This is a genomic window from Celeribacter arenosi, assembly GCF_039539485.1.
Lineage (GTDB): Bacteria > Pseudomonadota > Alphaproteobacteria > Rhodobacterales > Rhodobacteraceae > Celeribacter > Celeribacter arenosi.
Genome location: NZ_BAABDF010000006.1, coordinates 48,391 through 63,566 on the forward strand (window position 1 = coordinate 48,391; position 15,176 = coordinate 63,566).

Genomic DNA, 15,176 nt, shown 5'->3' on the forward strand with positions numbered 1-15,176 from the left:
GCTGCGGGAAGGCTATGGTTAACATATCCCCGTTAGCGTGACCTTGGATGACGGAGATAGGAGCTACCACAATGCTGCACTACATTTACGCAAACGACCTTCACCTTTTTCCGCGCCTTCGCGACACGATGTTTCGCGACCGCGCCGAACAATTCAAAACCCGCCTGGGATGGGACGTGCGGGTGAACGAGGCGGGTGAAGAGAAAGACGAATACGACGTAATCAATCCCCTCTATGTAATCTGGCAAAACGCGGACGGCAGTCATGGTGGTTCAATGCGTTTCCTCCCGACCGTGGGCCAGACAATGGTCAACGACCATTTCTCACATATTTCCGACGGGGTGCGGATCGAGAGCCCGCTGATTTGGGAATGCACCCGTTTCTGCCTCGCCCCGGGCGCGGACCGTCGCGTGACGGCCGCACTGACCGTTGCCGCAGGCGAAATCATGGATGAATTCCACCTCGAACACTTTGTCGGCGTGTTCGATCCGCGCATGGAGCGCATCTATTCCCTCATGGGTCTCAAACCTGACGTCATCGGTCGCGTTGGTGAGGGGGCTTCGGCCATCGGCGTCGGTCTTTGGACCATGGACGAGGATATGTTCGAACCCACGCTGGAAAAGGCAGGTTTTGATCGCGAGACATCGAAAATGTGGTTCCGCGATGCCTTCGCTGTTCCCTATTTCGAGGACGAGCGCGCAATCGCATGATCCGGCTGGCGCCATGTCCGGCGGCCCATTATGGTCGCCGGCATGGCGCTCCCTTCCATCATATTTTCCGACGATCAGGCCGAGGCTTATGACGCAGTCTCAGAGGCCCTATCGAAGGTCGGCATCAACCTTGATGATGGCGTCCTCACGCCGCGTGCGGACGGGAAATCCCATGTCCGCGCTGTGATCGGTAAGGCTGGGTCGGGTAAAACACTGTTGCTGGCGCGGCTCTATCACGCGCTGGACGAGGCGGGCGTTGATCTCATTTCCGGGGACTGGGAAGGGCGCCGGCGCAAAGATCGCCGCACTCTCGCCATTCTCGCCCCCACGAACAAAGCGGCCAGCGTGCTGCGCAACCGTGGCGTTCCGGCGACCACGATCCACCGGATTCTCTACACGCCGGTCTATGATCCGAAATACGAAAAAATTGCCGAGTGGCTCGCAGGCCAAGGTGAACGCCCACAGGTCGAAGATCTCCCCGACATCGCGCTCGACCGCGCCTATGCGTTCTTCCAAAACAACAAATCTATTCCCGGCGCTCTGGCGGCCGCGGGTCTGAAGGGGTCCGACTTCATCACCGGATGGAAACGGCGCGACGACCCGCTCGACATCGGGTTCGTGGATGAATCCTCGATGCTCGATGACCGCCAACTGGAGGACCTGCAGGAAATCTTTCCGACGCTGATCCTCTTTGGCGATCCCGCACAGCTGCCCCCCGTCGGGCAGGCAGGCACCATGGTCTTTGAAAAGCTCGACCAGAAACGTGTGCACGTCCTTCACCGCGTCCACCGTCAGGAACAGGACAGCCCGATCCTCGACCTCGCCCATGCGCTCAGCGATCCATCCTTGGGTTTCGAGACCTTCGAGCGGATGGTCGAAGACGCTGCAAAGCGCGACGAACGTGTTGTCTACGCCAGCCGCGTCGAAAGCGACCTGATGGCCCGCTCGCCCGTTCTGGTGTGGCGCAACGCGACTCGTATCCGCCTCATCCATGCCTTTCGCGCAGTCTACGGTGCCCCCGAGGACGCCCTGTTACCCGGAGAGCCGCTGATCTGCGATGGCATCGAACTGCCGCTCAAACACCGCAAAAAACGCCTCGACCTAGAGGCGCGCGGATTGATCAAGGGTGCGCAGGTCACCTACCTCGGCCCGGGGACCAAACCGGGATTTTCGCGTCTGCACGTCCACGGTTCCGAAGACCCCAACATCCGCGCCGCGTCGATCATCAAAATCGAAATGCCCGACGAAGAAGAACCGTTCATCCCCTATGCCGCGCGCATGGGGGCGTCGTTCCTGCACGGCGCTGCAGTCACCATTCACAAAGCGCAAGGGTCGCAATGGGAGAGGGTTCAGGTCTTTGCCCCCGACCTCTTCGCCGCCGCGCGCGTCGGGCGGATCGAGGCGGGCATACCGCTCTGGAAACGTCTGGCCTATGTGGCGATCACGCGCGCCGAGAGCCAACTCCTCTGGGTGACGCGGGCCCGTTTGGCCAAGCCGAGCGAACCACTTCGCACCGATGACCTACAGGCCATCGCCCCCGCACCGGTCACGACCGCCGACCGCCTCCTTTAACGCCGGAGCAGGCGGAACGCCTCGGAGGCCCCCCATCCGAAAACCACCGCAATGAACAGCGCCAGCAGGCCATAGATGAACGCGTGGTCATAGGCGAGGCGATACAGCCACCGTTCGATCCCGACCTTTTGCACATTGATAGAGGTCCCGTAACTGTCGATCACCCGCCCGTCGCGCACCAGAAAAATCCGCGTCGTATAGGCGCCTTCGACCAGATTGGCGGGCAGGGCAATGGAGCTGCGAAACAGCGTATCCTCGATCAGGTCGACCGCCGTCCCATCGGTCGCGTAAACGCCCTCGGCGCGCCGGATGCGCAACAATGCCTCCCGCGCGGCAAGCCCGCGCATCGCAGGCAGAATGCGTTTTTCCGCGCTGATTTTCCACAGGGTGTCGGTCAGGTTCGGCAAAACATCACCCAGCGGGCGCGTGGCGGCGACGGTATAAAAGGTCGGCGTGTGACCGATGACCCGCGCCTCGACATTGACCCAAATCCCCAAACGACGGTCCTTGCGGCGCAGCACCTCGACCTGTTCGGGGCCGGCAACCGTGATGATCACATCCAATGGCGCGTCACCGGACACCGGCGCGTCGCGTTTGATCGCCCCGAATACGAGGATCTCCGAGCCATCGAAATTCGCGGTGATCGAAATCCGGCTCTGGCTCAGGGCGGCCACAATATCTTCACCCGCCACCGGCAGGGGCAGCAAAAGCAGGAGGAAGGCCAAAAGGCGCATCATGCTTCCACCGAGAATAGTTCAGCGGGCTCCAGAAACAGATCGAGGCCGAGTTTCAGACAGACCGCCAGAACCAACAGGGCCAGCAGGATGCGTAACTGCTCCGCCTTGAGGCGCAGCCCGATCTGGGACCCGATCTGCGCTCCGACCACTCCACCCACCAGCAGGATAAAGGCGAGCAGAATATCGACCGTATGGTTGGTGGTCGCATGCAAAAGCGTGGTGAAGGCGGTGACGAAAATGATCTGGAAGAGCGATGTACCTATCACAACCTTGGTCGGCATGCCGAGGATATAGATCATCGCAGGCACCATGATGAACCCGCCGCCAACGCCCATGATCGCGGCCAACATCCCCACCAGAAACCCCACGCCCAATGGCGGAATGACGGAGATATAGAGGCCCGATGTGCGGAACTTGGTCTTGATCGGCAGGGCATGCACCCACGTGTGCTTTTTGCGCTCCGGACGCCCCGCCGGACGATTTTTCGCCCGCCGGATCGCACGGATACTCTCAACCAGCATCAGAAACCCGATAATCCCGAGAAACACGACATAACAAAGCGTTACGAGCAAATCGACCTGACCCAGATCACGCAATATATTGAAAATCTGCATCCCCGCGAACGACCCCACGAGGCCCCCCGCCAACAGCACGAGCCCCATCTTCAAATCGACAGTCTTGCGTTTCCAATGCGCCAATACACCCGACACGGAGGAGGCGACGATCTGGTTGGAGGAGGTGGCAACCGCCACAGCGGGCGGGATGCCGACAAAGAACAAAAGCGGCGTGATCAGAAACCCGCCACCCACGCCGAACATGCCCGACAGGATACCGACCACACTCCCGATGCCGAGAAGCAGGTAGGCGTTCACCGACACCTCGGCAATGGGGAGAAAGATCTGCATTCTATGACTTTCGCTGCGGTGCACTCATGGTTGCAACGAAAACCCGCGCGGGTCAAATGCGCTGCTGCGGTTGCGAAAGAAAAACGGGCCCGAAGGCCCGCCTTGCTATCTCTCTTTGACGTAGGGTTGCCCACCCGCGCGCGGCGGGATCGCTTTGCCCACGAACCCGGCGAGGATGATCACGGTCAGAATGTAGGGCAGGGCCTGCATGAACTGCACCGGAATGACAAAGTCGCCGAGCGAAATCGATTGGTAGCGGTTGCCGATGGCCTCCAGAAACCCGAACAGCAATGTCGCCGACAACGCATACCATGGCCGCCACTTCGCAAAGATCAACGCCGCCAGCGCGATGTAGCCGCGACCCGCGCTCATGTCTTTGACGAAACCTGCCGCGAGGGAGGCGAGATATGTCCCCGCCATGCCACAAAGCACACCGGCAATGATCAGCGACGCGTAGCGCATCCGCACAACCGACACACCGGCCGTATCCACCGCACTGGGGTTTTCACCCACGGCCCGCAGACGGAGCCCAAAACGTGTGCGATACAGCACCCACCAAGACAGCGGCACACAGGCAATCGCGATATAGGTCAGCGCAGTATGTCCCGAAATCAGCTCGTAATAGAGCGGCCCGATAAAGGGCACATCGGCCAGTTTCTCCGCGAACGGCAGGTTCCACGCCTCGAACCGGCCGTTACCGGTCAGCGGCGGCGTGCGCCCGCCGAGTTGGAACCAACTCTGCCCGATCACCACCGTCAGACCGGCAGCGAGAAAGTTGAGCGCCACACCGGAGATGAGCTGGTCGCCCTTAAAGGTGATGGACGCCAGACCGTGCAGCATCGAAAACGCCATCGACGCGGCGATACCGGCCAACAGCCCGAGCCAGATCGACCCCGTGACGGCAGCCGCCGCGCCCGACATAAAGGCGGCGGCCAAAAGTTTGCCCTCCAGCCCGATGTCCACAACGCCCGCGCGCTCGGAGAACAGACCCGCAAGACAGGTCAGCAACAAAGGCGTGGCCAATCGCACGGTCGAGTCGAGAATTTGGAGGATCGTTGCATAATCCATCGCTCACACCTCCTTCTTGCGGCTGAAGAACAGGAACATTTTTTCGAGCGGGATACGCACCATATTGTCGAGCGCGCCGGTGAACATGATCACCAAAGCCTGAATGACCACGACCAATTCGCGCGGGATCGATTCCCAGAAACTTAGCTCCGCCCCGCCCTGATAGAGGAACCCGAACAGCAGCGCGGCGAGCACGATCCCCACCGGATGGTTGCGCCCCATGAGCGCCACGGCGATGCCGATAAATCCCGCACCCTCAACCGCGTTGTCGATCAGCCGCTCGGCCTCACCCATCACGTTGTTGATCGCCATCAGACCGGCCAAACCACCCGAAATCAGCATGGCGATAATCACGATCCGCGACGGGTTGATGCCCGCGTATTTTGCCGCGGTTTCCGAGTTGCCAAAGGCACGGATCTGATAGCCGAGCCGCGTTTTCCACATCAAAATCCAGAACACAAAGGCCGCAAATAGCGCCACGAGGAAGGACACGTTCGCAGGCGCGTTCTTGTTGAAATCGATCCCGAAGGGGGCCAGCATTTCATGGAAGGTCGGCAGATGCGCCCCGACGGGAAACTTGGCCGTTTCCGCAGCCATCGCACCGGGAACTTTCAGAACCTTGGTCAACAAATAGCCGAGCAATGCGGCGGCAATAAAGTTGAACATGATCGTGGTAATCACGATGTGGCTACCGCGCTTGGCCTGCAAATAGGCAGGAATAAACGCCCAAGCGGCTCCGAAAAGTGCACCCATAGCCATCGCGGCGGGCAGGGCCAGCGTCCAATGCGGCCATTGCACAGCCAGACAGACCAAGGCCACGCCGAGGCCCCCCAACATCGCCTGACCTTCGCCACCGATGTTGAACAGGCGCGTGTGCGATGCGACCGCAAACGACAGGCCGGTAAAGATGAAATTGGTGGTGTAATAGAGCGTATAGCCCAGACCATTGGTGCTCCCGAAGGCACCATCGACCATCACTTTGATCGCTTCGAACGGGTTCTTCCCAATGCCCCAGATCACCAGACCGGAAAAAAAGAAGGCCAGCAAAATCGAGAACAGGGGAATCAGGACGGCATCCGCCCACTTCGGCATTTTCTGCATTTACTGGTCCCCCTCGGTGATACCCGCCATCATCAGACCCAATTCGCCCTCGTTCGTTTCACCGGGGTTCTTCTCCCCCATGATCCGCCCGTCGAACATCACAACGATGCGGTCCGACAGCGACATGATCTCGTCGAGCTCCACAGACACGAGCAGGATCGCTTTGCCCTGATCGCGCAGGGCGACGATTTGCTGGTGGATAAACTCGATCGCCCCGATATCCACGCCCCGTGTCGGCTGCCCGACGAGCAAGAGATCAGGGTTACGCTCGATCTCGCGCGCCAGAACCAGCTTCTGCTGGTTGCCACCCGAAAAGGACTTCGCCTCCAGCTTCGGATTGGGCGGGCGGACGTCGAAACGGTCCATCTTGGCCTGCGTCGCCGCCTTGATCGCGGCGTTATCCATCAAGAACCGGTTCTTTTGATATTCCGGCGCGTTGTGATAGCCGAAAATCATGTTTTCCCAGGCCTGGAATTCCAGAATCAAACCCTCGTCGTGACGGTCCTCTGGCACATTGGCGATCCCCCGCTTGCGCCGCGACTGGCCATCCGAATGCTTGCCGGTGAGGTCGATTTCCTCGCCGTTCATGCGCACGATGCCACTCGCCTTGCGATAGCCGCCGAGCACTTCGAGCAATTCGGATTGCCCGTTACCCGACACCCCCGCAATGCCCAGAATTTCGCCCGCACGGACATTCAGGTTGATCCCTTTGACGCGCTCCACGCCCAATTCGTCGCGCACCCGCAGGTCCTCGACCTCCAACACGGGCTTGCCCGGGTTTGCCGGTGACTTGGTCACTTCCAACAACACCTTGCGCCCCACCATCATCTCGGCGAGCTGCTCGGGCGAGGTGCCCGATGTCTTGACCGTGGCCGTCATTTCGCCGCGCCGCATCACCGACACCGTATCGGTGACTTCCATGATTTCGCGCAGCTTGTGGGTGATCAGAATGATCGTCTTTCCCTGCTCCTTCAGCCCTTGCAGGATGCGGAACAAATGGTCCGCCTCGGCAGGGGTGAGAACCCCCGTCGGCTCGTCCAGAATGAGGATATCCGCCTGGCGATAGAGCGCCTTGAGGATCTCGACCCGCTGCTGGTGGCCCACGGACAGGTCTTCGATCAGCGCATCGGGATCGACAGAAAGTTCATATTCATCAGAGAGTTGCTTCAACAGCCCGCGCGCTTTCGCGATCGACGGACGAAGCATCGGACCCTCTTCGGCCCCCAGAATCACATTCTCGAGGACGGTAAAATTCTCAACCAGTTTGAAGTGCTGGAACACCATACCGATTCCGGCCGCAATCGCTGCCTGACTGTCGGTAATCTCGACCTTCTGGCCGTTGATAATGACCTCGCCCGCGTCGGCTTTGTAGAACCCGTACAGGATCGACATCAGCGTGGATTTCCCCGCGCCGTTTTCGCCGATGATGCCGTGGATCGTGCCCTTCTGGACGGTAATCGAAATGTCCTTGTTGGCCTGAACCGGCCCAAAAGCCTTTGAAATCCCCCGAAGCTCGATAGCCGGGGCGGGCGAAGCGGTGGGGGCGGCAGTTGCCTGCCGCCCCTTTTCCGATTGAGCGCTCATACGAGGCGACCCTTAGTACGCCGGGCAGGATTCGTCGGACATGTAGTCGTGAACCACGATCTCACCGGAGATGATTTTGGCTTTTGCGTCTTCGACAGCAGCCAACATTTCAGGTGTCACGAGGTCCGCGTTGTACTCGTCCATCGCAACGCCAACGCCATCATTGGCCAGACCCATCACGAAGATACCGGCTTCGAGATCTTCACCGGCGGTGAAGGCCTCATAAACAGCGTTATCAACGCGCTTGACCATGGAGGTCAGCATGGAACCCGGCTGGAGGTAGTTCTGGTTGCTATCCACACCGATGGCGAGGATGCCTTCGTCTTTTGCAGTCTGGAGAACGCCCAGACCGGTACCGCCAGCTGCGGCGTAGACGACTTCGGAACCTTGGCCGATCTGCGCCTTGGTCAATTCGCCACCCTTAACCGGATCGTTCCATGCGGCAGGCGTGGTGCCGGTCATGTTGACGATCACGTTGGCGTCAGGCTTCACGGATTTCACGCCCTGCGCGTAACCACATGCGAATTTGGAGATCAGCGGGATGTCCATGCCGCCAACGAAGGAAACCGTGTCACCCTCGGATGCCATTGCAGCCATCACACCGGCGAGGAACGACCCTTCGTGCTCGTTGAACACAACCGAACGCACGTTCGGCGCAGGGGTGACCATGTCGATGATCGCGAATTTCGTGTCAGGGTAATCTGCCGCAACGGTTTCCAGAGCGGAGCCGAAGGAGAAGCCGGCCATTACGATCGGGTTGAACCCTTTTTCGGCGAAAGCACGCAGAGCCTGCTCGCGCTGTGCGTCGGACTGCAGTTCGACGTCGCGGTAGCTGCCGCCCGTTTCGGCTGCCCAACGCTCGGCGCCGTTATAAGCGGCTTCGTTGAAGGATTTATCGAACTTGCCGCCAAGGTCGAAAATGATTGCCGGATCGGCAAGCGCCGCACCGGAGGTCAGCGCGACAGCTGCTGCTGCGCCAAGAAATGATTTCATCAGGGTCATGGTATTCTCCCGTTAGGTACTTTGTATTGGGGCAAGCATTAGGCACTTGCCCGAAGAGCAGGCACTTTGCTGCCCGTCACCATGGGATTAGGGCGCTTCACCGCGGGAGGGTCAACAGGATTTTTACCATTTGGTCGCATGCCGCCCTTTGAACGGGCGTCTTCACTGCCCGCGACGTAGGGTCACGCCTGTTTTAGTAGCTTTGTCATGATGATCGCGTCCACGCCGCTGCCATCACGCGTCCTGTAGTAGGCCCGACGCCGACCAGATTCGTCGTATCCGGCAGAGCGATAGAGGGCGAGCGCGCGGGTATTGGTTTGCGCGACATCCAGAAACGAGCGGGTCGCCCCGCGCGCCATCGCCTCTGACTCATAGGCCAAAAACGCCGCCCGCCCGAACCCGCGCCCCTGCGCGTCGGGGGCCACGGCCAGCGTCAGCAATTCCGCCTCATCGACAACCACACGCCCGAGCGCAAAGGCCATTGGCGCGGGCGCGACGAGAAACACACGCTCGCTGGCTAACATTTCCGCAAAATCGCGGGCACTCCAGGGAGGGGGGGTGTCAAAGGTCTGCGCGTGAACCCGCGCGAGCGCTTCAAAGTCCGGCGAGGACATTCAGGCCGCGACGGGGCGCACTTCGAGAACTTCGGGAATATAGTGGCGCAACAGGTTCTCGATACCCATCTTGAGCGTCAGCGTCGACGACGGACAGCCCGCACAGGCACCCTGCATATGCAGGTAAACCACACCGCGCTCAAACCCGTGGAACGTGATATCACCGCCGTCTTGGGCAACGGCAGGACGCACGCGCGTGTCGAGCAATTCCTTGATCTGGTTGACGATATCGCTGTCGGGACCATCGTGTTCGGCATGGCCTGCGGAAACAGTCGCCTCGCCCGCCATCACCGGCGCACCCGATTGGAAATGCTCCATGATCGCGCCGAGGATCGCCGGTTTGACGTGATCCCAATCGGTCGCCTCATCCTTCGTCACTGTCACGAAGTCATGGCCAAAAAACACGCCCGTCACATTGCCCACCGCAAATACGCGCGCGGCAAGCGGCGATGATTGCGCGGCTTCTTCGCTGGTGAAATCCGCAGTCCCTGCGTCCAGAACAGTCTGGCCGGGGAGGAATTTCAACGTCGCTGGGTTCGGGGTGGATTCCGTTTGGATGAACATGGGCCCAATTCCTTATCATTCAGGTCGGATATGCGCTCTTCGGGGGCGAAAGTCAAGATTTGGAATGATTCTAAACCCGTGATTGTCGCCACGTTTGCGCCTTACCGCCTCAGGTCACCGCTTCGAGTCGCTCTTTGCTCATGTCGCCGGGCACGATGGTTATCGGAATGGGCAGAAAACCCGCCTGTTTCGTCATCGCGGCCACCAATGGCCCCGGACCGGTCTTTTCGGTGCCCGCGCCCAGAACCAGAACACCAATCGCAGGGTCTTCTTTAACCTGCGAAAAAATCTCCTGCACCACCTCGCCTTCACGGATCACCAACTCGGGATCGATGTTCTGGCGGTCGCGCATCCATTTCGCGAAAACTTCGAAATGCGCGATAATCCGGTCGCGGGTTTCTTCGCGCATCAGATCGGCCACCCCGATCCAATGATTGAACTCATCGGGGGGAATCACCGAAAGAATCGTCACACCGCCCCCCGTCGAGGCCGCCCGCATCGCGGCGAACCGCATCGCGTTGAGGCACTCGCGGCTGTCGTCGAGAATAACGAGAAACTTGCGCATGTCGGGGTCCGGCCCATCGTTGTTTTGGCTGCATGATTTCGCGGCGATGATGGCGAAGGAGCCCCGATGTGGCAAGCGTTCAGTCCCCGCTGCGAAAAACCCCCGGCCAGAGCGGGCCGGGGGAGAGGTTCGTGATCGGAACGCTCGGGGAAAACGATCCTGCGAAGCCTGCCGGTTTTGGGACGTAACAGCTCGGGGACGGACGCTGGTGTCCGGCGCTTCGTGGTCACAGGGTATGCGCCTTTTGAATCGGGCGTATGACACTCACGGCGTGTCGAGCGTTGCCATGATCCCGTCGAGATCGAGAGGCTCGTTGACGATCGCATAGGTGCCGTTTTCATCGCGTGGCCATTCCTCGCGCGGGCGATCACGATAGAGCTCGATACCATTGCCGTCCGGATCGCTCAGATAGATCGCTTCGGACAACGCATGATCCGCCGCCCCCTCAAAAACCACGCCCGCATCCATACAACGCTGGATCGCCACGGCGAGCGCATGACGCGACGGATAAAGAAAGGCGACGTGATACAGGCCGGGTTGGCGGCGCGGTCCGGGCGCGGCGCCCTCGCTTTCCCAGGTATTGAGGCCAATGTGGTGATGATAGCCGCCCGCGCTCAAAAACGCGGCCTGCTTGCCGTAGCGCAGCTGCAACTCGAACCCGAGCACATCGCGGTAAAAGGCGATGGAGCGTTCAAGGTCGCTGACTTTGAGATGGATGTGACCAACGGTCGTTTCGGGATGGATCGGGGGCATGGGAAATCTCCTTTGATCCGAAGATAATCCGTTATCCTGCGCACACAATATTCCATTTATGCGCAGTGTCCCTCATTTTGCGCACACTCGACCCGCGCCAGATCCCCCCGCACACCACATTGTGAGTTGTGAATTTGTCGCCCGATGACCGAAGTTGTCCAAAAACGCCCCTCACAGCAGTCGCCCACCCCAACGAAAGCTCCGACAACCCGATGACCCACCTCACCAAACGCCGCTTTCTCGCCCTGACACTCGCCGCCCCCTTCGTGGCTACTGCCGCACGGGCGCAGGAGGCGGACCGCCCTGTCACCACAACCACACGGCGCAACATTTCCAGCTTTCGCACCGTCGCGTGGCAGGACCATTTCGACCAGATCGGCAAAGGCGCAATCGTCGCTGACACCGTTTCCCGCGCGCTGCATTTCTGGAGCGTCGATGGCGACTACAAACTCTACCCGACCTCCGTGCCGATCTCCGAAGAACTCACCAAACGGGGCTACACAGAAGTCATCAAAAAGGTCGAAGGCCCGACATGGACCCCGACGCCGTCAATGCGCGAACGCGACCCCTCGCTGCCCCGCGTCGTGCCCGCAGGTCCGAAAAACCCGCTCGGCACCCACGCGCTCTACCTGTCGTGGCAATACTACCGGATCCACGGCACCCACGACACGCGCAAGATCGGCCGCCTGTCCTCGGATGGCTGTATCGGGCTCTATAACGAAATGATCGCCGACCTCTATTCACGCGTGCCCGTGGGCACTCAGGTCCGCGTGATCTGAGCGCCCCGCCGCCTCACGTCCACAGACGCAGCAAAACCCAAACGCCGAGCAACAGCCCCGGCGCGGTGACCAGAAACATCGCGCCGCCGCGCGCCTTGTTGTCGTAGATCACCCAATGCATCACCCGCCCGATGGCAAAGGACGCCACCGCCGCCCATAGCCACCCCGCGCTAAGCCCCATCGTCTCCGCCGCAAAGATCGCCAGCGCGATGAGCGGCGCGGTTTCGATGAAATTGCCATGCGCGCGGATGCGTTTGAACAAAACCGGATCGCCCCCGTCACCGCGCAGGATGTTATGCGCCCCGCGATAGGTGCCGATCCACGCGGTAAATGGCACCAAAAGCGCGGCGCAGATTGCAATGAAGGTCAGGGTGACGGGAATATCGGTCGGGGTCATAGTGCCGCCTCACATTTCGAGGGCAGGGGCGATTTCGATGCTCCCGCCGAGGGTGAGGATCGGACATTTCTGCGCATGGGCCATGGCCGCGTCCATATCCGCGGCGTCGATTTTCATGTAGCCCGACACCGGATCGCTCTTGGCGCCAATGAACTGCGACGTGCCAACTGCTTCACCCGCATCCAGAACGGCGTCGCCCATCCCGCCGAGCCATGCGGTCCAATCGACCATCATTTTCTCGCCTTCCTCCTGGGACGACGGCGCGCCGCCGCGAAAGATCAGAACAAATTTCGACATGTGATTTCCTTTCGATGATGGGTGTCCATACCCCTAGAATCACCGAAGCCAGAATATGTTCAAGAACATATTGCGAACATGGGTTAGGCTCTTCGCATTTGCCGACAAAGAGGTTTCCATGCCCTACCCGAAGGACCACAAACAAAAGACCCGCGCCCGCATCGTCGAGGCAGCGCGCCAACTGTTCAACACCCACGGCTATGATCGGGTCACCATCGACATGGTGATGGAACGCGCCGGCCTCACGCGCGGCGGGTTCTATGCCCATTTCACCTCCAAAGAGGCTCTGTTTGCCGCCGCCGTCGACAGCTTTCTCATGGGGCAGGGTGCCGAGTGGCGCGCACGGGCGGGCGTCGACCCCCATGCCTGCCACCAAATCATGGCCGAACGGATGATCGCGGGCTATCTCTCCGCGGCGCATCTGGGAGAGCTGGAGGCGCAATGCCCCCTGATCGCGCTCTCCTCGGATGTCGCGCGCAGCTCGCCCGAAGTGCGCGCCGCCTATTCAAAGCTTTTGTCGGAAATGGTCTGGCTGTTTGAGGCCAATCTGGGCGGCACAACCCCCGCCGCGCGCGACCGCGCCATGGCCATCGCGGCGCTCTGTGTGGGCGGGATGATCCTCGCGCGCACGCTGCCCGATAGCGATCTGGCCGACAACGTGCGCGTCGCAGCCCGCGACATGGCCCTCGCCGCCTGTGCGGGCGATGCAGGGGCCGCGGCCTGAACCGCGCCCCTCGCGCGTCCTAGCGCACGAACCCCATGATATCGTAGGCCTTCGCCAAAATCGGATCGGAGATTTCGCGCGCCCGCTCGGCCCCGCGCGCCATGATCCGGTCGATCTCTGCAGGGTCATCCATCAAACGCTTCATCTCGCTCGAAATCGGCGCGAGGTTTTCGACCGCCAACTCCGCCAGCGCCGGTTTAAAGCGACCCCATCCCGCCCCCGCATATTCCTCGATCACCGCCTCATTGGTGATATCGGCCAGCGCGGCATAGATGTTGACCAGATTGCGCGCCTCGGGGCGATCGGCCAACCCCTCCACCGTCTCGGGCAGGGGCGCGGGATCGGTGCGCGCCTTCTTGAATTTCTTGGCAATCGCATCGGCATCATCGAGCATATTGATCCGCTCCATGTCGCTCTCGCCGGATTTCGACATCTTCTTGGTCCCGTCGCGCAGGTTCATCACCCGCATCGCAGGCCCCTCGATGACCGGATTGGTCTGGGGGAAGAAATCGACTTTATAGTCGTGGTTGAACTTGGCCGCGATATCGCGGGTCAATTCGACGTGCTGTTTCTGGTCCTCACCGACCGGCACATGGGTCGCATGATAGAGCAGGATGTCCGCCGCCATCAGCGCCGGATAGGCATAGAGACCCAATGACACGGCCTCGGCATTCTTGCCCGCCTTGTCCTTGAACTGCGTCATCCGGTTCATCCACCCGACACGCGCCACACAGGAAAACAACCACCCGAGCTCGGCATGTCCCGTCACCCGCGACTGGTTGAACAGAACCGACTTTTCAGGATCAACACCGGCGGCCAGATAGCCCGCAGCCACCTCGCGCGTCGCCACCCGTAGATCTGCGGGATCCTGCCAGACGGTGACCGCATGCATGTCGACCACGCAATAAATCGTCTCGAAATCCCCGCCCTGCATATCCACAAAGCGTTTGATCGCCCCGAGATAATTGCCAAGCGTCAGACCGCCAGACGGCTTGATGCCGGAAAACACACGGGGGGTAAACGCCGTATCGGCCATGAAAGTCTCCGTCCTGCTGGATTTCGTCGCGCCTGTCGCATACCTAGGTGCGAAACCTCCGTCAAGGAACGCGCACCAATGTCCGACCTACCCGAAAGCCCCTTTAACGCCCTGCCACCCGCCGTCTGGGCGCTGGTGATCGTCATCACAGGCATCGAATTGCTGTTTCAGGTCGGCTCCTATGGCATCATCGGCGGCCCGAATGCGGTCGGATGGCGCATCCACGCGATGGAAACCTACACCTTCTTTGACGTGATTTTCGAAGAAATGATGCTCAAAAACTACTGGCCCTTCGAACACGCCCAACGCTTTTTCACCTACGCCTTCGTGCACGCCTCGATGGTCCACGCCCTGATGGTCGCGGTCTTCGTTCTGGCATTTGGCAAAATGGTCGGCGAACGTTTCGGCAATATCGCCGTCATCGCGCTCTTCGTGGTTTCGACACTGGCCGGATCGCTCGCCTACGGGCTGATCCTTGATAGCAGCCGACCGCTGGTGGGGGGCTATCCGGCGGCCTTCGGGTTTCTGGGCGCCTATACATTCCTGCTCTGGGTCGGCCTCGGCGCGATGGGCAAAAACGCCTTTACCGCTTTCCGCCTGATCGGATTTCTGGTCGCCATCCGCCTGATCTTCGCGATCTTCAACGGCCTGCCGCCCGACCTCGTGGCCGATATTGCAGGCTTCGCGGCGGGGTTTGTGCTCGCTGCCGCCATGGTGCCCGGTGCCATTCCGCGCCTGTTCCAACGCATCCGGCAACGATAAAGGCGC

Annotated in this window: 18 protein-coding genes; 5 read left to right on the forward strand and 13 right to left on the reverse strand. The window is 60.5% G+C overall.

All coding sequences use genetic code 11. From position 1 onward, the window contains the following. Positions 1-71: 71 nt before the first annotated feature. Both ABD815_RS06105 and ABD815_RS06110 read left to right on the forward strand, forming a co-directional pair. On the forward strand, positions 72-710 hold the full coding sequence (locus tag ABD815_RS06105) for an acyl-homoserine-lactone synthase (protein ID WP_344845009.1): 639 nt from the start codon (positions 72-74) through the stop codon (positions 708-710). A 42-nt stretch (positions 711-752) separates the two neighbouring features. Further along, entirely contained in the window at positions 753-2,282 is a 1,530-nt protein-coding gene (locus tag ABD815_RS06110) for an ATP-dependent DNA helicase (protein ID WP_344845014.1), read from the forward strand. Here the strand turns inward: ABD815_RS06110 and ABD815_RS06115 are convergent. The 10 genes from ABD815_RS06115 to ABD815_RS06160 all read right to left on the reverse strand — a co-directional run bounded on the left by ABD815_RS06115 (position 2,279) and on the right by ABD815_RS06160 (position 11,175). Continuing rightward, positions 2,279-3,019: a TIGR02186 family protein gene (locus ABD815_RS06115; RefSeq protein WP_344845017.1), complete on the reverse strand. Its 741-nt coding sequence runs from the start codon at positions 3,017-3,019 to the stop codon at positions 2,279-2,281. The two genes, ABD815_RS06110 and ABD815_RS06115, sit on opposite strands and share 4 nt — an antisense overlap. Continuing rightward, entirely contained in the window at positions 3,016-3,924 is a 909-nt protein-coding gene (locus ABD815_RS06120) for a sulfite exporter TauE/SafE family protein (RefSeq protein ID WP_344845019.1), read from the reverse strand. The genes ABD815_RS06115 and ABD815_RS06120 overlap by 4 nt, the downstream gene beginning before the upstream one ends. A 105-nt stretch (positions 3,925-4,029) precedes the next feature. Continuing rightward, positions 4,030-4,992, reverse strand: coding sequence for an ABC transporter permease (locus ABD815_RS06125; protein ID WP_344845022.1), 963 nt, complete (start codon positions 4,990-4,992; stop codon positions 4,030-4,032). A 3-nt stretch (positions 4,993-4,995) separates the two neighbouring features. Beyond that, on the reverse strand, positions 4,996-6,093 hold the full coding sequence (locus ABD815_RS06130; protein WP_344845026.1) for an ABC transporter permease: 1,098 nt from the start codon (positions 6,091-6,093) through the stop codon (positions 4,996-4,998). Next, entirely contained in the window at positions 6,094-7,677 is a 1,584-nt protein-coding gene (locus tag ABD815_RS06135; RefSeq protein WP_344845030.1) for an ABC transporter ATP-binding protein, read from the reverse strand. A gap of 12 nt (positions 7,678-7,689) precedes the next feature. After that, on the reverse strand, positions 7,690-8,679 hold the full coding sequence (locus ABD815_RS06140) for a BMP family lipoprotein (RefSeq protein WP_344845034.1): 990 nt from the start codon (positions 8,677-8,679) through the stop codon (positions 7,690-7,692). 182 nt (positions 8,680-8,861) lie between these two features. Continuing rightward, entirely contained in the window at positions 8,862-9,293 is a 432-nt protein-coding gene (locus ABD815_RS06145; protein ID WP_344845038.1) for a GNAT family N-acetyltransferase, read from the reverse strand. Next, positions 9,294-9,857, reverse strand: a complete 564-nt coding sequence (locus ABD815_RS06150; RefSeq protein ID WP_344845042.1) for a NifU family protein — start codon at positions 9,855-9,857, stop codon at positions 9,294-9,296. It lies immediately after the preceding gene. 109 nt (positions 9,858-9,966) lie between these two features. Continuing rightward, positions 9,967-10,422, reverse strand: coding sequence for a universal stress protein (locus tag ABD815_RS06155; RefSeq protein WP_344845045.1), 456 nt, complete (start codon positions 10,420-10,422; stop codon positions 9,967-9,969). 264 nt (positions 10,423-10,686) lie between these two features. Continuing rightward, complete coding sequence (locus ABD815_RS06160; RefSeq protein WP_344845049.1) at positions 10,687-11,175, reverse strand: VOC family protein; 489 nt, start codon at positions 11,173-11,175, stop codon at positions 10,687-10,689. 212 nt (positions 11,176-11,387) lie between these two features. Here ABD815_RS06160 and ABD815_RS06165 point away from each other — a divergent pair, with 212 nt between their 5' ends. After that, a complete protein-coding gene (locus ABD815_RS06165; RefSeq protein WP_344845052.1) occupies positions 11,388-11,954 on the forward strand; it encodes a L,D-transpeptidase in 567 nt (188 codons plus the stop codon). 13 nt (positions 11,955-11,967) lie between these two features. On the opposite strand, the gene ABD815_RS06170 is transcribed toward ABD815_RS06165, so the two are convergent. Both ABD815_RS06170 and ABD815_RS06175 read right to left on the reverse strand, forming a co-directional pair. Then, positions 11,968-12,351: an MAPEG family protein gene (locus ABD815_RS06170; RefSeq protein ID WP_344845055.1), complete on the reverse strand. Its 384-nt coding sequence runs from the start codon at positions 12,349-12,351 to the stop codon at positions 11,968-11,970. Between the two features lie 9 nt (positions 12,352-12,360). Next, positions 12,361-12,648, reverse strand: a complete 288-nt coding sequence (locus tag ABD815_RS06175; protein WP_344845058.1) for a hypothetical protein — start codon at positions 12,646-12,648, stop codon at positions 12,361-12,363. Positions 12,649-12,766: 118 nt separating this feature from the next. Between ABD815_RS06175 and ABD815_RS06180 the strand changes: the two genes are divergently transcribed. Beyond that, positions 12,767-13,372, forward strand: a complete 606-nt coding sequence (locus ABD815_RS06180) for a TetR/AcrR family transcriptional regulator (RefSeq protein ID WP_344845060.1) — start codon at positions 12,767-12,769, stop codon at positions 13,370-13,372. A gap of 19 nt (positions 13,373-13,391) precedes the next feature. On the opposite strand, the gene trpS is transcribed toward ABD815_RS06180, so the two are convergent. Further along, the gene (gene trpS / locus ABD815_RS06185; protein ID WP_344845062.1) at positions 13,392-14,408 is read right to left on the reverse strand and encodes a tryptophan--tRNA ligase; all 1,017 of its coding nucleotides are present in this window, start codon (positions 14,406-14,408) and stop codon (positions 13,392-13,394) included. Positions 14,409-14,486: 78 nt separating this feature from the next. On the opposite strand from trpS, the gene ABD815_RS06190 reads away from it, so the two are divergent. Beyond that, positions 14,487-15,170: a rhomboid family intramembrane serine protease gene (locus ABD815_RS06190; protein WP_344845066.1), complete on the forward strand. Its 684-nt coding sequence runs from the start codon at positions 14,487-14,489 to the stop codon at positions 15,168-15,170. The last annotated feature ends 6 nt before the right edge of the window (positions 15,171-15,176 follow it).

Bases quoted from the DNA above. Each gene is read 5' to 3' on its own strand.
- ABD815_RS06125 (WP_344845022.1), bottom strand. From the start codon at position 4,992: ATGGATTATGCAACGATCCTCCAAATTCTCGACTCGACCGTGCGATTG.
- ABD815_RS06105 (WP_344845009.1), top strand. From the start codon at position 72: ATGCTGCACTACATTTACGCAAACGACCTTCACCTTTTTCCGCGCCTT.
- ABD815_RS06155 (WP_344845045.1), bottom strand. From the start codon at position 10,422: ATGCGCAAGTTTCTCGTTATTCTCGACGACAGCCGCGAGTGCCTCAAC.
- ABD815_RS06175 (WP_344845058.1), bottom strand. From the start codon at position 12,648: ATGTCGAAATTTGTTCTGATCTTTCGCGGCGGCGCGCCGTCGTCCCAG.
- ABD815_RS06160 (WP_344845049.1), bottom strand. From the start codon at position 11,175: ATGCCCCCGATCCATCCCGAAACGACCGTTGGTCACATCCATCTCAAA.
- ABD815_RS06135 (WP_344845030.1), bottom strand. From the start codon at position 7,677: ATGAGCGCTCAATCGGAAAAGGGGCGGCAGGCAACTGCCGCCCCCACC.
- ABD815_RS06130 (WP_344845026.1), bottom strand. From the start codon at position 6,093: ATGCAGAAAATGCCGAAGTGGGCGGATGCCGTCCTGATTCCCCTGTTC.
- ABD815_RS06190 (WP_344845066.1), top strand. From the start codon at position 14,487: ATGTCCGACCTACCCGAAAGCCCCTTTAACGCCCTGCCACCCGCCGTC.
- trpS (WP_344845062.1), bottom strand. From the start codon at position 14,408: ATGGCCGATACGGCGTTTACCCCCCGTGTGTTTTCCGGCATCAAGCCG.
- ABD815_RS06115 (WP_344845017.1), bottom strand. From the start codon at position 3,019: ATGATGCGCCTTTTGGCCTTCCTCCTGCTTTTGCTGCCCCTGCCGGTG.
- ABD815_RS06140 (WP_344845034.1), bottom strand. From the start codon at position 8,679: ATGACCCTGATGAAATCATTTCTTGGCGCAGCAGCAGCTGTCGCGCTG.
- ABD815_RS06165 (WP_344845052.1), top strand. From the start codon at position 11,388: ATGACCCACCTCACCAAACGCCGCTTTCTCGCCCTGACACTCGCCGCC.
- ABD815_RS06170 (WP_344845055.1), bottom strand. From the start codon at position 12,351: ATGACCCCGACCGATATTCCCGTCACCCTGACCTTCATTGCAATCTGC.
- ABD815_RS06110 (WP_344845014.1), top strand. From the start codon at position 753: ATGGCGCTCCCTTCCATCATATTTTCCGACGATCAGGCCGAGGCTTAT.
- ABD815_RS06145 (WP_344845038.1), bottom strand. From the start codon at position 9,293: ATGTCCTCGCCGGACTTTGAAGCGCTCGCGCGGGTTCACGCGCAGACC.
- ABD815_RS06120 (WP_344845019.1), bottom strand. From the start codon at position 3,924: ATGCAGATCTTTCTCCCCATTGCCGAGGTGTCGGTGAACGCCTACCTG.
- ABD815_RS06150 (WP_344845042.1), bottom strand. From the start codon at position 9,857: ATGTTCATCCAAACGGAATCCACCCCGAACCCAGCGACGTTGAAATTC.
- ABD815_RS06180 (WP_344845060.1), top strand. From the start codon at position 12,767: ATGCCCTACCCGAAGGACCACAAACAAAAGACCCGCGCCCGCATCGTC.